This is a genomic window from Pseudomonas sp. ML2-2023-6 (assembly GCF_037055265.1).
GTDB classification, from domain to species: Bacteria; Pseudomonadota; Gammaproteobacteria; order Pseudomonadales; family Pseudomonadaceae; genus Aquipseudomonas; species Aquipseudomonas kulmbachensis.
Window position 1 is genome coordinate 5226996 of the sequence record NZ_CP146347.1, and the last position, 15513, is coordinate 5242508.

General features: G+C 56.3%; 14 protein-coding genes. 7 read left to right on the top strand and 7 right to left on the bottom strand.

Annotated elements, in window-relative coordinates; genetic code table 11:
• Positions 1 to 663: 663 nt before the first annotated feature.
• From V6L79_RS24270 to V6L79_RS24280, 3 genes are all read right to left on the bottom strand, one after another.
• Positions 664 to 1746: a Shedu immune nuclease family protein gene (locus V6L79_RS24270; RefSeq protein WP_338579612.1), complete on the bottom strand. Its 1083-nt coding sequence runs from the start codon at positions 1744 to 1746 to the stop codon at positions 664 to 666.
• A gap of 419 nt (positions 1747 to 2165) precedes the next feature.
• Positions 2166 to 2735 (bottom strand): DJ-1/PfpI family protein, encoded by a 570-nt coding sequence (locus tag V6L79_RS24275; RefSeq protein WP_338580347.1) that lies wholly within the window; start codon positions 2733 to 2735, stop codon positions 2166 to 2168.
• A gap of 155 nt (positions 2736 to 2890) precedes the next feature.
• On the bottom strand, positions 2891 to 3781 hold the full coding sequence (locus V6L79_RS24280) for an EamA family transporter (protein WP_338579613.1): 891 nt from the start codon (positions 3779 to 3781) through the stop codon (positions 2891 to 2893).
• Between the two features lie 119 nt (positions 3782 to 3900).
• Here V6L79_RS24280 and V6L79_RS24285 point away from each other — a divergent pair, with 119 nt between their 5' ends.
• The gene (locus V6L79_RS24285) at positions 3901 to 4704 is read left to right on the top strand and encodes a helix-turn-helix transcriptional regulator (protein WP_321838294.1); all 804 of its coding nucleotides are present in this window, start codon (positions 3901 to 3903) and stop codon (positions 4702 to 4704) included.
• A 162-nt stretch (positions 4705 to 4866) separates the two neighbouring features.
• Here the strand turns inward: V6L79_RS24285 and V6L79_RS24290 are convergent, their stop codons facing one another.
• The 3 genes from V6L79_RS24290 to V6L79_RS24300 are packed head-to-tail and all read right to left on the bottom strand — an operon-like array spanning position 4867 to position 7813.
• A complete protein-coding gene (locus V6L79_RS24290; protein WP_338579614.1) occupies positions 4867 to 5757 on the bottom strand; it encodes an ABC transporter permease subunit in 891 nt (296 codons plus the stop codon).
• Complete coding sequence (locus V6L79_RS24295) at positions 5754 to 6674, bottom strand: ABC transporter permease subunit (protein ID WP_321838296.1); 921 nt, start codon at positions 6672 to 6674, stop codon at positions 5754 to 5756. Before V6L79_RS24295 ends, V6L79_RS24290 begins: the two co-directional genes overlap by 4 nt.
• Complete coding sequence (locus V6L79_RS24300; protein ID WP_338579615.1) at positions 6671 to 7813, bottom strand: polyamine ABC transporter ATP-binding protein; 1143 nt, start codon at positions 7811 to 7813, stop codon at positions 6671 to 6673. The genes V6L79_RS24295 and V6L79_RS24300 overlap by 4 nt, the downstream gene beginning before the upstream one ends.
• A 137-nt stretch (positions 7814 to 7950) precedes the next feature.
• On the opposite strand from V6L79_RS24300, the gene V6L79_RS24305 reads away from it, so the two are divergent.
• From V6L79_RS24305 to V6L79_RS24325, 5 genes are all read left to right on the top strand, one after another.
• Positions 7951 to 8223: a hypothetical protein gene (locus V6L79_RS24305; RefSeq protein ID WP_338579616.1), complete on the top strand. Its 273-nt coding sequence runs from the start codon at positions 7951 to 7953 to the stop codon at positions 8221 to 8223.
• 28 nt (positions 8224 to 8251) lie between these two features.
• On the top strand, positions 8252 to 9628 hold the full coding sequence (locus V6L79_RS24310) for a glutamine synthetase family protein (protein ID WP_261739772.1): 1377 nt from the start codon (positions 8252 to 8254) through the stop codon (positions 9626 to 9628).
• Positions 9629 to 9814: 186 nt separating this feature from the next.
• Positions 9815 to 11305, top strand: coding sequence for an aldehyde dehydrogenase (locus tag V6L79_RS24315; protein ID WP_261739773.1), 1491 nt, complete (start codon positions 9815 to 9817; stop codon positions 11303 to 11305).
• 52 nt (positions 11306 to 11357) lie between these two features.
• Positions 11358 to 12641 (top strand): FAD-binding oxidoreductase, encoded by a 1284-nt coding sequence (locus V6L79_RS24320; RefSeq protein WP_261739774.1) that lies wholly within the window; start codon positions 11358 to 11360, stop codon positions 12639 to 12641.
• A 293-nt stretch (positions 12642 to 12934) separates the two neighbouring features.
• Positions 12935 to 13483 carry a cupin domain-containing protein gene (locus V6L79_RS24325; protein WP_338579617.1) on the top strand — a complete coding sequence of 183 codons (549 nt, stop codon included), beginning with the start codon at positions 12935 to 12937 and terminating at the stop codon, positions 13481 to 13483.
• A gap of 141 nt (positions 13484 to 13624) precedes the next feature.
• On the opposite strand, the gene V6L79_RS24330 is transcribed toward V6L79_RS24325, so the two are convergent.
• A complete protein-coding gene (locus V6L79_RS24330) occupies positions 13625 to 14647 on the bottom strand; it encodes an aldo/keto reductase (RefSeq protein WP_261739776.1) in 1023 nt (340 codons plus the stop codon).
• Positions 14648 to 14928: 281 nt separating this feature from the next.
• On the opposite strand from V6L79_RS24330, the gene V6L79_RS24335 reads away from it, so the two are divergent.
• Complete coding sequence (locus V6L79_RS24335; protein ID WP_261739777.1) at positions 14929 to 15507, top strand: helix-turn-helix domain-containing protein; 579 nt, start codon at positions 14929 to 14931, stop codon at positions 15505 to 15507.
• Positions 15508 to 15513: the final 6 nt, after the last annotated feature.

Sequence of the window (15513 nt, forward strand, 5' to 3'; positions counted from 1 at the left end):
GCGTTACACCCACCAGCCCTGTTACATTCGACACTTGGTATCGATAAAAAAACATGTAACAGAAAAAGATCAATATTTTCAGGCAGTTAGAGTGCGATCCCTCATCCGTTACACCTGATACACCTGATACACCTTTTTTTACCATTACGGGAATACACCCCGATCCCCATTCTCCGAAATACCCCCAGCGACAAAAATCAGGCTCTGCCCTCAACGTTGAGTGCCGCCCTGATACTTAGAAGCACGGGGTAGAAATCTTGCAGGGCCCCTGGAGAATCCCCATAAGTGCGGGGCAGTAAACCCGCACGAAATCGTTAGTGGCTGGGTTCCAGAGTTAGTTGACCATAGTTGACTGGTTTACCCAGTTGACTCAGCTAGGTGTTCACTATCAGCAACATAGCCAGTGGATCACTGTAGATCCGGTCTGCCCTCCCCCTTTTATTCGCATCCATTCACCTTACCGATAAAAACCTTTAGGGGCTCCTGGCATCACCCTATTCTTAGTGCAAATGCACAGGTGAACTGCAGTTAACCCAGTTCACCCGTTCACTAAGCTGTGAACCCTTCCACTAATGTGATCCCGCGGGTTTCCTGCCCCGTATGCATAGAAAATCCTCAGGGGCCCCAGCACCATTCGGTATCGAAATTTGATTACATAGAGGGTCAAGTGCGCTGAAGCCTACGCAACCAAGTATCCCAAGACTCGATTCTGATTTGAGGCGTGAAGGTGCGCTCGTAGTCGTGCCTTTTAGTGCTTTCTGTTCGGTCATCAACTGTTCGCCCTCCTATCAGAACAGTTCGAATGTTGATGTCCTTCTGAGGGTCGACCTCAAGCCTGTGGTGGGGACCTAGAAAAGCGTTATGGATTTTTTCTCCTCGTTCAGCCCGGGCTCTTAAGCAATGGACGTGATCTCTAAAAGGTGAAATATCCCGATAGATTTGACCTAACCGGCTTCTCAGTTGACCAGCTGCTTGGTTGATCTTGTGATTAAACTCTTTGTAGTGATCGGCATTGAGTAGGTTGAAATCGGCGCCCTTTATCTCGATCAGAATTACGTCCATGCGTGATCGGCCGGTAAGCACCACGAAGTCAACGAATCCATCTCCTAAGGGAAACTCTGAAAAACAGATGTACTCGTCATCAGGCTTGGCATAGGCCTCGCCAAATATTGAGAGGTCTCTTTTCAGAAGACCTTGAATGTCCCGCTCCCCAGCACCTTCACTGATCAGTGCCTCAACCTCTGACTTTGAGATCTTTGCATCAGCAATTTCCAAACGACGCTTAACTACTGCGTGACTCTCCAGGTAGTGAGAGTCCACAAATGGGTTTCTTGAAAACCGTAGTCGATCTGCTTGAGCCACAATTCGCCCGTTTTGCCAGCTACGATCATCCAACTCGCTAGGCGAACAACCCATCAGCACTAATGCCTCTTCACGACTGATAGTTTTCCACTGAGTGCCGCCTCGAGACTCAATTGTCACAATGTCGAAGCTATCGCACCGAGGATCGTCTTGTTCGTAGTGCTCCAAATAGGTAGCCGGACCTATAACAACACCCATCTCCTGCAGGGACTTGATAATGCGCTCGACTGCATTCGTGACTGACTGGCCATCATTTTTTTCGTCCAAATCAGTCAGTAGGACTACTGCTCCTGATTCACTAATAAAGGCCCTCACCCGACACAGGCCGCAGACCAGCCGTGAGCTCCCATCAGAGTAGTTATGGACAATATCCGTAATTTTCATACGCAGAGGCTCCTTCTCTAAGGCTTGAGTCCAGTCCAAAACGATCAAACAAAGTATTTACGTAATCGCTTAAGGGAGATTAAAGCAGGCACTACGGCGTCACGTGGACAGCCAATCAGCCCCCTTAAAAAAGGCGAAGCAACCAACGGCTTGTATCCCCTGCTGTATCCCTAATATTTACAAAAATTAGAAAACCCAATAAATACAGGTATTTTACATGCCAGTTCAAATGACCCCGGCTCAACATCTAAAGACGTCCACAGACGTCTTTTTTCGTGCCTGAAATCCAGCAGAACCGAGGCGCTGAGCCCCACACAGGGCAAAATATGCTTTATGCGCTCTAACCGTTGCTGTATCCCATTTTGCATCCTAAATATTGCGCGACTATTTTTTGAAATGCTTTTTCTAAGACGAAACAGTTATCCATGCTCTGCCGCCAATAAGGCCCTGAACTGGGAAACAATCTCAGTAGACAGCCCCGCCGCTTCGAACACAGCGCAGGTAAAGCTGACAGGAGCTGGACCTGGAGCAGTGATGATGCGCTCGCTAACTACAGCGCCTTGGCTACTTTGATAAAGCGAAGCGCCCTGATAACCCAAGGCATTCTGCAGCAGGAAGTCAGCACTGTTTGAGGTATGCGCAACCTTGTCCAGAAGACCCGCCCTTGCAAGCGCAAGTGTCCCTCCACAGATCCCGGCAATTGCCGCTCCATTTGAACGACTGGTATCCAGGAAGCCACGTATATCCGGTGCATCCGCACGCTCCCAGATCATCCCACCAATCACGACGACAACGTCTGGCTTCCAGTCAAGGCACTGCTGCAAGCTGCTATCCACCGTGACAACCAATCCACCCTGCGAGCAGAACTGTCCCGTTACAGGCGCGAAAAACCTGACTTCGATCCCGTAAAACGGAAATGCGGTTCCTGCAATAAATGCGTATTCCCAATCTGCAAAACCAGGTGTCAGTACCAAACCCACGCGAGCCATCAATTAAATCCTCCATGAATACGAATAACCTTACGCGAGCGCTGGCGCTGTGGAAGCGAGTCCGCTCGCGAAGGCCGCTAACGATACCGTGTGCCTACAGGATAATCGCGATGTTCTTAAGACCTTCGCGAGCTGGCTCGCTCCTCCAGTTGAAGTCACACGGCCCCGTCAGGTCGCGCCAGACGCACACCCCGCCGCCCTTTAATCAACCCCACAGCCAGCGACGAAAGAATCAGCACAATCGATACCCCTTCATTGAAATCAATCTGATGCCCCAGCATCAGCATCGAACCTGCGATCCCGAACACCGGAATCAGCAAGGACAGCGGTGCGACCCTCGACACCGGGTACTCACGCAGCAATAAATTCCAGCCCCAATAACAAAAATGCGTCGCCGCGTAGACCTGAAACAACAGCGAGAGCAGCGCCACCCACTCAAAGTGCGTGAGCAGTGCGGTAAACGGCGCAGGCCCATGCGCAAGCCAGGTGAGCAGCAACAAGGGGATCGGCGCAAACAGGCTGGCCCAGACCACAAAGGCGAACATTTCCCGCACTTTTGACTGTTTGATGATGACGTTGCCGACACTCCAACTGAATGCACTGACCAGTAACAAGCCATAGCCTACGGTCGTGCCATGACCGGGGCTGGCGAGGATAATGCTGGCCAGGCCCAGCACTGCCAGCCCGATTCCGAGCATTTGCCCAAGGCTCAGGTGTTCGCGAAACAGCAACACGCCCCAGCCCATGGTGAAAAAAGCACTGAACTGGATCAGCAGCGCGGCGGTTCCGGGCGGCACACCCGCTTCGATGCCAAGGTTGATCAGCGCCCACATCGCAACCCCGAAAATCAGCCCATAAGCAGCCAGCCACTTAATGGCGATCGGGGGGCGCTTGACGAAAAACACCCACGGCAGTGCCGCGAGGGTGAATCGAAGCGCCGTCAGCAGCAGTGGATCAATCGCCGCCAGGCCCAGCTTGGTAATGGGGAAGTTCAGGCCCCAGATCGCTGTCACCAGTACAGCTAAAATCAGGTGTTTCTTTTGCATAGTGTGCTAATTCCGCAAGGCAGGGCTGACGGCTGTATGCGCCAACCAGAACAACACTATGAACAATTTCAGCATCGGCCCGCTTGCACTATCAGGTCATAGATCATTAAATTCGGGCCATGCGCGAAACTGACATAGACACCTACGAAAATATCCCCCGCGACGCGGTAGTCACGGCCAATAACTATCGCGACGGGCAGCACTTTGCCCTGCATACCCATCAGCGCGGGCAATTTGCCTATGCAGCTTGCGGTGTGATCACGGTGTTCACCAGCCAGGGCAACTGGGTGGTGCCGCCACAAAGGGCTATCTGGGTTCCCGCGGGAGTACCTCACGAGATGAGCATGGCCGGGCCGGTGACCATGCTTAACACTTACATCCGCAATCCCGTTGCCAGCCGACTTGGCCTGACCGAGCACTGCCAGGTCTTCGACGTGTCGGCATTGCTTCGCCAGTTGTTGATCCAGGCCATGGATATTCCGGCGCTGTATGACGAGGCCCAGCGGGAAGGTCTGGTGATGAGCTTGCTGCTTCACGAGATTGCCGAAATGTCGCCCCTGTCACTCAATGCGCCACTTCCAACCGAGCCACGGCTGGCAGAGGCTTGCCGCAACCTGCTGGCGCAGCCGTCACTGGATATCGGGATTGATGATATGAGCCGCCAGGTTGGCATGAGCCGCCGCACATTCACCCGACTGTTTCGCCAACAGACCGGCATCAGCTTTGTTGAGTGGCGCCAGCAGGCATGCCTGTTGGCCGCGGTGGTGCGTTTGGGTAACGCAGAGCCGATCACGCGAGTGGCGACCGATCTGGGCTATAGCAGCCCAAGTGCCTTCACCAGTGTTTTTCGCAGGGTATTGGGCGAGGTGCCCAGTCGGTATTTCCCCAAAGAACTGTCCTTGAACAACAAGGTGATTTTGTAGCCACTGCCGCAGGCTGCGATAAGGACCGCAGGTTCTTCTGAGGGACTGCTGCGCACTCCATCGCAGCCTGTGGCAGCGGCGACAAAAAATTGCTGTGTTTCCTGACCCCATAAAAAACCTCGCCGCCCTTTCACAGGAGGCGAGGTTTTTTATGAACTGAGCTTAAACCGCGTTTGTAGGCTGCGGCCGACGCACGTCAGGCTGCTTCCAGGACTCGGCCGTCGACTCGTCGATGGCTTGCTGAATGGCTTTTTTACGGTGCTCTTCAGCGCGGCGGCTGAAGAACCACACCATAAAGGTCATCAGCGACACCGCCAGTAGAATCAGGCTGGCCACGGCATTGATCTCGGGTTTAACCCCCAGACGCACCGCCGAAAACACTTCCATCGGCAGGGTCGTGGACCCCGGTCCCGACACGAAGCTGGCCAATACCAGGTCGTCCAGCGACAGGGCGAACGACATCATGCCGCCCGCAGCCAGTGACGGCGCGATCATTGGGATGGTGATCAAAAAGAACACTTTCCACGGTTTGGCCCCCAGGTCCATGGCTGCTTCTTCGATCGACAGGTCCAGCTCACGCAGTCGCGACGACACCACCACGGCCACATAGGCCGAGCAGAACGTGGTGTGGGCGATCCAGATGGTGACGATACCGCGTTCTTGCGGCCAGCCAATCATCTGCGCCATGGCCACGAACAGCAGCAACAGCGACAGACCGGTGATCACTTCCGGCATTACCAGCGGCGCCGTCACCAGGCCGCCAAACAGGGTGCGACCCTTGAAGTGGCTGATGCGGGTCAGTACAAACGCCGCCAGAGTACCCAGCGCCACCGCTGCAATCGCCGTGTAGCAGGCAATCTCCAGCGAACGCATGACCGAGCCCATCAGTTGCGTGTTATCCAGCAAGCCCGCGTACCACTTCAGGGACCAGCCGCCCCACACCGTTACCAGCTTGGAGGCGTTGAACGAGTAGATAACCAGAATCAACATCGGCAGGTAGATAAAGAGCAGCCCTGCAACCAGCATGAAGCTCGAAAAACGGAAGCGATTCATATCTTGCCCTCCAGCTCTTTAGCCTGGCTGCGGTTGAACAGAATGATGGGCACGATCAGGATCGCCAGCATCACCACGGCAAGCGCGGAGGCTACCGGCCAGTCACGGTTGTTGAAGAATTCTTGCCACAACACTTTACCGATCATCAGGGTTTCCGGCCCGCCCAGCAGTTCCGGGATCACGAACTCGCCCACCACCGGGATAAACACCAGCATGCAGCCAGCGATAATGCCGTTTTTGGACAGCGGAACGGTGATTTTCCAGAAGCTGTTGAAGGTGCTCGAACCCAGGTCAGACGCGGCTTCCAGCAGGCTGGTGTCGTGTTTTACGAGGTTGGCATACAACGGCAGGATCATAAACGGCAGGTACGAATACACGACGCCGATATACACCGCGATATTGGTGTTGAGAATCTGCAGCGGCTCGCTGATCCAGCCCATCGACATCAGGAAACCGTTAAGCAGACCGTTGTTGCTGAGGATGCCCATCCAGGCATACACGCGGATCAGGATCGCGGTCCAGGTCGGCATCATGATCAGCAGCACCAGCACGGTCTGCATCTCTTTGCGCGCATTGGCGATGGCATAGGCCATCGGATAACCGATCAGCAAGCACAGCAGTGTGCTGAAGAAGGCCATCTTCAACGACCCCAGGTAGGCGGCGAGGTACAACTCGTCGTCGCCCAGCATGGCGTAGTTGCCCAGGTTCAGCAGCATCTGGATTTTTTGATCAACGTAGCCGTAGATCTCGGTGTACGGCGGAATGGCGACGTCAGCCTCAGCAAAACTGATCTTCAGAACGATAAAGAACGGCAGCATGAAGAACAGAAACAGCCACAGGAATGGAATCCCGATGACCACTTGACGGCCACCGGGGGTTATTCGTTGCAGTCGGCGTTTGAGTTTTCGCATGTTCATGAGCGCAGTACCACGCCGCTGTCGTCTTCCCACCAGACGTAGACTTCGTCGTCCCAGGTCGGGCGTGCGCCACGGCGTTCGGCATTGGCCATGAACGACTGGACAATCTTGCCGCCAGGCAACTCCACATAAAATACCGAGTGCCCGCCGAGGTAGGCGATGTCATGCACCTTGCCCTGCGACCAGTTATAGGCGGACTCGGGCTTGATAGTACTGACCAGCATTTTTTCCGGGCGGATGGCGTAGGTAATCGACTTGTCCTGCAGTGACGTTGTCACCCCATGGCCGACGTAGATCTTGCGCTCCAATTCCGGGCTGTGAATGATTGCGTAGCCTTCCTCGTCGTCTATGACCGTGCCGTCAAAGGAATTCACGTTGCCGATAAACTCACAGACCATACGGCTGACGGGTGCTTCATAGATGTCTACCGGGCTGCCGATTTGCGCGATCCAGCCCAGGTGCATGATGGCGATACGCTCAGCCATGGTCATGGCTTCTTCCTGGTCGTGAGTCACCATCACGCAGGTCACGCCTACGCGCTCGATGATCTGTACCAGTTCGAGCTGCATCTGCGAACGCAGTTTTTTGTCCAGCGCGCCCATCGGCTCGTCGAGCAACAGCAATTTCGGACGCTTGGCCAACGAACGGGCCAGGGCCACGCGCTGACGCTGACCACCGGACAACTGATGCGGCTTGCGTTTGGCGTACTGGGTCATGTGCACCAACCGCAGCATTTCCTCTACGCGGGCGTCGATATCACTGGCGGACAAACGATCCTGTTTCAAGCCAAAGGCGATGTTCTGCGCCACCGTCATGTGCGGGAACAGCGCGTATGACTGGAACATCATATTGATCGGCCGCTCGTAGGGCGGCATATCAGTGATGTCTACACCATCGAGAAAAATACGGCCCTCTGTTGGACGCTCAAAGCCTGCCAGCATGCGCAGAAGGGTCGATTTGCCGGAGCCGGAACCTCCGAGCAGGGCGAAGATTTCGCCTTGATAGATCTCCAGGGATACATCGTCAACAGCAATGGTTTCGTCGAATTTTTTGCTGACTCGGTCGACTTTTACCAACACCTTTTTCGGTGCCTGATGACCTTCAAGAGCCTTCCTGTAAGTACTGGAGGCGTTTGCCATATGAAACTCCCAACAGCTTCAGTCGCCAGGCCAACACGGCCCGACTTAATAGTTGATCGCAAACCCGCAGCGACGGGTTTATTCGGCGCCGACGTCCCGGCAGCCTGGTAGTACTTGTTGTTATCGCAGCTTGTTGTGTGACGCAAAGACACGCCCGCCAGCGTTACGCAGGCAGCAAAATCGATGTGAGCGAGCTTTTCCGGAGCTTAGTCTTGTTGATTTTAATTAACAACTCCAATGTAAAAAATCTAAAACACTTTTCAGTAATCTTCATGATCCAAGCGCGCAAGGCTACCGACACGAGACAAAAAGACCCTATAAAAGCCTTTAAATTAACAATTTCAGGCCAAGTGTTCGCTATTGACTTCACATCGCCTTTCGGATTGACTGAGCTTGCGAAAGGGAAATGAACATAATAATTAACATAATAGGTGCATCATGTCGGTTCCACTGCGCGCAGTTCAGCTCAATGAAGCGAACGCATTCCTTAAGAAATATCCTGAGGTTTTGTACGTCGACCTTCTTATTGCGGATATGAACGGCGTGGTGCGCGGCAAGCGCATCGAACGCACCAGCCTGCACAAGGTTTACGAGAAAGGCATCAACCTGCCGGCTTCTCTATTTGCACTGGATATCAATGGTTCTACGGTGGAAAGCACCGGCCTGGGTCTGGATATCGGTGACTCGGACCGAATCTGCTACCCCATCCCCAACACCCTGTGCATCGAGCCTTGGCAGAAACGCCCGACTGCGCAATTGTTGATGACCATGCACGAACTTGAAGGCCAGCCGTTCTTCGCTGACCCACGGGAAGTGTTGCGCCAGGTCGTTTCCAAGTTCGACGACATGGGCCTGACCATTTGCGCAGCCTTTGAACTCGAGTTCTATCTGATCGACCAGGACAACGTGAACGGTCGCCCGCAATCGCCGCGGTCGCCGGTGTCTGGTAAACGTCCGATGTCGACTCAGGTGTATCTGATCGATGACCTCGACGAATATGTCGACTGCCTGCAAGACATCCTCGAAGGTGCCAAAGAGCAAGGCATCCCGGCTGACGCGATCGTCAAGGAAAGCGCCCCGGCACAGTTCGAAGTCAACCTGCATCACGTTGCCGACCCGATCAAAGCCTGCGATTACGCCGTGCTGCTCAAGCGCCTGGTGAAAAACATCGCCTACGACCATGAGATGGACACCACGTTCATGGCCAAGCCATATCCGGGCCAGGCGGGCAACGGGCTGCATGTGCACATTTCGATTCTCGACAAGGAAGGCAACAACATCTTTGCCAGCGAGGATCCCGAGCAGAACGCCGCATTGCGTCACGCGATCGGCGGTGTGCTCGAGACCCTGCCAGCGCAAATGGCCTTCCTTTGCCCCAACGTTAACTCGTACCGTCGTTTCGGCGCACAGTTCTACGTGCCGAACTCGCCGAGCTGGGGTATCGACAACCGTACGGTAGCGGTGCGTGTACCGACCGGCTCTGCCGATTCCGTGCGCATTGAACACCGCGTCGCGGGTGCCGATGCCAACCCTTACCTGCTGATGGCGTCGGTTCTGGCCGGCATTCACCACGGTCTGACCAACGAAATCGAACCGGGCCCACCGGTGGAAGGCAACAGCTACGAGCAGAACGAACAGAGCCTGCCGAACAACCTGCGCGACGCATTGCGCGAGCTGGACGACAGCGAAGTCATGGCCAAATACATCGACCCGCTGTACATCGACGTATTTGTCGCCTGCAAGGAAAGCGAGCTCGCCGAGTTTGAAAACTCCATCTCGGACCTTGAGTACAACTGGTACTTGCACACCGTCTGATTGGCCAAGTGGTGTACGCAGTTGCGCGTACACCACCTCCCCCTGTGGGAGCCATCCACTATCGATGCCGCCTGACACACCACTTTCGCGGACAACCGCGCTCCCACAGTGCCTGTGTTTTTCGAATCGTTAATGGATCGACTTCAAATCCGGCGACCCAATTTCCCCCTGCATCGAGTCACTTCAATGGCAAACACTCGCAGTGACTGGGAGCAACGCTTTCAGTCTTTGACACTAGAAGGCCGAGCATTTATTGATGGCCAATACCGCTCGGCACTCAGCGGTGAAACCTTCGAATGCACAAGCCCGGTAGACGGTCGCTTTCTGGCGAACGTCGCCAGCACCGACGAAGCCGACGCCAATGCGGCGGTGATCATCGCCCGCCAGGCATTCGAGTCAGGCATCTGGGCCAGGCTCGCTCCGGCTGAGCGCAAGCGCATCCTGATTCGCTTTTCCGATTTGATTCTGGCAAACCAGGAAGAACTGGCGTTGCTGGAAACCCTGGACATGGGCAAGCCCATCAGCAACGCCATGACCATCGATATCCCGGCGACCGCCAACGCGATCCGCTGGAGCGCCGAAGCCATCGACAAGCTCTACGACGAAGTTGCGCCCACGCCGCACGATCAACTGGGCCTCATCACCCGTGAGCCTGCAGGTGTTGTGGCGGCCATCGTGCCGTGGAATTTCCCGCTGATCATGGCCAGCTGGAAATTCGCCCCGGCCTTGGCGGCAGGCAACTCGTTCATCCTCAAACCTTCGGAGAAATCACCACTCACGGCGATCCGCATCGCTCAATTGGCGCTGGATGCTGGTATCCCGAAAGGTGTGTTCAACGTGCTGCCAGGGTTCGGTCATACCGTCGGCAAAGCACTTGCCCTGCACATGGACGTCGACGTTCTGGCCTTCACAGGCTCGACGGCAATTGCCAAGCAACTCCTGATCTACGCAGGTCAAAGCAACATGAAACGGGTGTGGCTCGAAGCTGGCGGCAAGAGCCCTAACGTGGTGTTTGCCGACGCGCCTGATTTGCGTGCGGCCGCGCAAGCAGCCGCCAGCGCCATTGCCTTTAACCAAGGCGAAGTCTGCACTGCTGGCTCGCGCCTGCTGGTGGAGCGCTCGATTCGCGAGCAATTCATCCCACTCCTGGTAGAAGCACTGCAGGCCTGGAAACCCGGGCATGCCCTGGACCCGGCGACCACCGTTGGCGCAGTGGTCGATCAGCGCCAGCTGGAGTCGGTCCTGCGTTACATCCAGATCGGCAAAGACGAAGGCGCACAGCTGATCACTGGCGGCAACCGCACCCTCGAAGACACCGGTGGCCTGTACGTTGAGCCGACCATTTTTGACGGCGTGACCAACGCCATGACCATCGCTCGGGAAGAGATCTTCGGCTCGGTGCTGTCGCTGATCACCTTCGATACCGAACAAGAAGCGCTGGCGATTGCCAATGACTGTATCTACGGCCTGGCCGCAGGCGTGTGGACCAGCAACCTGAGCAAGGCGCATACCTTTGCCCGCGGCTTGCGCGCTGGCAGCGTCTGGGTCAACCAGTACGACGGCGGCGACATGACTGCGCCGTTTGGCGGCTTCAAACAGTCGGGTAACGGTCGGGACAAATCGCTGCATGCGTTCGACAAATACACCGAGCTCAAAGCCACCTGGATCAAGCTCTAACACCTTTACGACGGCTGTCGCCAGCACGTGTCGACAGCCATCGGAGAAATTTATGAAACAAACCCATATAGACAGTTACTACGCCGCAACCCGCAACCACACCGGTGACTTCCCAACACTTGAAGAACTGGTGGAGTGCGATGTCTGCGTGATCGGCGCTGGCTACACAGGCCTGTCCTCAGCCCTGTTCCTCGCCGAAGCAGGCTACAGCGTAACCGTGCTCGAAGCCGCCAAAGTCGGCTTCGGGGCCAGCGGTCGCAACGGCGGTCAACTGGTCAACTCCTACAGCCGTGACGTTGACGTCATCGAAGCACGCTACGGCGACAAAACTGCCGAAGTCCTTGGCAGCATGATTTTCGAAGGCGCCGACATCATCCGTCAGCGCATCCAACACTACGACATCCAGTGTGATTACCGTCCGGGCGGCATCTTTGCGGCGCTGAACAAGAAGCAGCTCAAAGGCCTGACCGAGCAAAAAAACAGCTGGGAGCGTTACGGCAACAAGAACCTGAGAATGCTCGATGCGACAGACATCAAGCGTGAAGTGGGGTGCGACAACTACGTCGGCGGCCTGTTGGACATGCAGGGCGGACACATCCACCCGCTGAACCTGGCACTCGGCGAAGCCTCGGCAATCATCGGCCTGGGGGGCAAGATTTTCGAACAGTCGGCCGCCGTTGAAATCACTTACGGCGAGCCGATTACCGTGCGCACCGCCAAAGGTGTGGTTCGGGCCAAATACCTGTTGATCGCCGGTAATGCCTACCTGCCCCAGGGCCTGGACAATCGCGTGACCAGCAAAAGCATGCCCTGCGGTTCGCAAATTGTCGTGACAGAGCAACTGCCTGAAAAAGTCGCCCGCAGCCTGATCACCAACAACTACTGCGTTGAAGACTGCAACTACCTGCTCGACTACTACCGCCTGACTGCCGATAACCGCCTGCTCTACGGTGGCGGCGTGGTTTACGGTGCCCGCGAGCCGGATGACATCGAGCAACTGATCAAACCAAAAATTCTCAAAACCTTCCCGCAACTGAAGGACGTGAAAATCGACTACCGCTGGACCGGCAACTTCCTGCTGACCATGTCGCGTATGCCTCAATTTGGCCGCATCGAGAAAAACGCCTATTACATGCAAGGCTACAGCGGACACGGAGTCACCTGCTCGCACCTGGCTGGCAAACTGATTTCGGAAATGATCCGCGGCGACGCCGAGCGTTTTAATGCGTTTGCGTCCTTGCCGCACATGCCCATGATCGGTGGCCGGACCTTCCAGGCACCACTTACCGCCATGGGCGCTGCGTACTACGCAATGCGCGACCGTTTCGGGATCTAGCTGTGTAACCCTTGTGGGAGTGAGCTTGCTCGCGATTGGAGCAGCGCGGTTTAACCCGCTGACCGCGGCGCCTGCATCGCGAGCAAGCTCGCTCCCACCGCTCTCCTTGACTGACCGGTATCAGGCAATCAGGGTTGGCCAGCGCTATTTACCGAACCTGCTGAGCAACACGAACAAACGTGATTTAATAGTCGCCTTACACGTTTCTGGGACAGGGGTACGGTGTGATTTGCAGCATCCGTCGACCGCCATCTCCCCCCATCACCCTTAAGTAGTTCTCACATAAGGCTGTCATGGACACGGGCTCACGACTCAAATTAGTACGCGAAAGCTACAAAATGTCCCAGCGCGAGCTGGCCCGGCGTAGCGGCGTCACCAATGCCACCATCTCCCTGATCGAACAGAATCGCGTCAGTCCTTCTGTCAGTTCCCTCAAGAAATTGCTTGAAGGCATTCCCATGTCTCTGGCTGATTTTTTTACCTTCGACCAGCCTCCCCGCGAACACCAGTACGTCTTCCGTGCGAATGAACAGCCGGACCTCGGACGTGATGGCTTGCGGTTGCTGTTGATTGGCGCTTCGGTGCCGGGCCGGCAAATGCGCTTATTGCGCGAGCAATACGCGCCGGGCGCCAGCTCCGGGGAAGAATCGATTGTGCACGCCGAAGGCGAAGAATGCGGGCTGGTTGCCCGGGGCACGGTTGAACTCACCGTAGACGGGCAAATCAGCGTGTTGAATGCCGGGGACGGCTATTACTTCCCGACCACCCTGCCGCACCGGTTTCGCAATATCGGCGCGGATGAGGCAGAGATCATCAGCGCCAACACACCGGCCAACTTCTGATCCTGACTACCCCGTCTGCCAGGTAACTCGCGGTGTTGCCATCGCGAGCAAGCCCGCTCCCACAGACACACCAAGATTTGTGTTCAACACATGATCTGTGGGAGCTGGCTTGCCTGCGATGCAGGCGACGCGGTCGCTCATTTACACCCGCGACCTGCGCCCAAAAAACGGATGGCTCGGGTCGTTGTAACCCGGTGTCGATGAGTGCCCGGTCACCACCAGATCATTGATAAACGCTTCGTCCTGCGCAGTGAACCTGTAGTTCAACGCCGGTACGTAGTCTTCCCATTGCTGTTCGGTACGGGGACCGGCAATGGCCGAGGTGATCAGGGCGTTGTTCAGCACCCAGGACAAGGCGAACTGGCCAGCGGTGATGCCTTGCCCCTCGGCGTATTCACGTATGCGCTGGGCCAGGTTCAGAGACTCGGGACGCCATTCGGTCTGTTGCAGGCGCGGGTCGTTACGGCCTGCACGGGTATCCTCGCCGGGTGCCTGATCGGGGTCGTATTTGCCCGTCAGTACGCCGCGCGCCAGCGGGCTGTAAGAGATCACGCCAATACCATAGTGCTCGGCAGCCGGCAGGTGCTCGACTTCGATCTGGCGGTTGGCCAGGTTGTACAGCGGCTGGCTCACGCTGGGCCGCTGGATGCCCAACAGGTCGGCGCTGCGGCTGAATTCGGCAAGCTTCCAGCCGCGATGGTTGGACAACCCGTAACCGCGAATCTTGCCTGCCCGGATCAGGTCATCAAGGGCTCGCAGGGTTTCATCTACCGGTGTGTCGTGGTCTTCGCGGTGCAGGTAAAACAGGTCGATATAGTCGGTGTTCAGGCGTTTGAGGCTGGCCTCGGCCGAGGCGATAACGTTCTGACGCGATGCGCCGCTGTTGTTCGGCCCGCTACCACCCGGGTCGGGATTGACGAACTTGGTCGCCAGCACCCATTGCTGACGGCGCTCGCCGATCAAGCGGCCGACCACCTCTTCCGAAGCACCGCCGTTGTAGCCGTTGGCGGTGTCGATGGAGTTGATGCCCTGCTCAAACGCGCGGTCGGTGATACGCCGCGCAACGTCGTCCGGGGTCTGCCCGCCGAACATCATGGTGCCCAGGGTGATGGGCGAAACCTTCACACCGTTGCGGCCCAGGTTGCGGTACTGAATGTCGCTCATGATGACTCCCTGCGTGGTGATCGTGAAATCGAATGGCGCAAACATTAGTCAGCGTGGCTAGGGCGGTCAACGCCCAACGAGGCATAACCATAGAGCGGTTTTGTCAGGATTTCTCTTATTCGTAAACGATCTTTAAACGTCGGAATTAATTATTTATGGATCTAAAAAACCATCGGTAATCTCATGACTTTTCGGACCGCATGAAAAGGAATCATCATGAGCCGTCGCCCCCATGGCCCTGACTATTCACCTGCACTCACTCACGTTGCAGGCTCGCGCCCATGAATATCCCTACCGGTTTTCTCGACAGCAGCGGCAGCATTCCTTTTAGCCTGCCCGAGCGCGACCACCAGGGCGACGACCCCATCGCCCAGCGTATCAGCCTGAACCTGCGGCGCCTGCGCGACAAGCGCCAGGTATCGCTGGAAGCACTGGCGCATGCCAGCGGCGTGCGCCGCTCGATGATTGCGCAAATAGAGGCAGGCCGCAGCTTTCCCTCGGTCAAAGTGCTGTGCAAGGTGGCTGGCGCGCTCAAGGTCTCGATCGCCGAGTTTCTCGACCCCGGCACCATTGTCCGCCGCGCCCTGCCCCCCGAGCACGGTGAAACGAAGGTGGAGTTCCATGAGCTGCGCCTGAGCCCGCAGGCCAGGCAAAACGTGCCCGGCAAACCGCACAGCGGGCAAAAAAACCTGGTGGTCGCTCAAGGCACTGTGGAGCTGACCATCAATGACGAACACTTCGTCCTGAACACTGGCGATTCAATTCTGTTCCACACCGAACAGCCCCCCACCTGCCACAACCCGAGAGACAGCGAAGCCGTCGCCTATCTGGTGACCAGCCCTGCGCAAGTGCAGGAATAGCCCGTT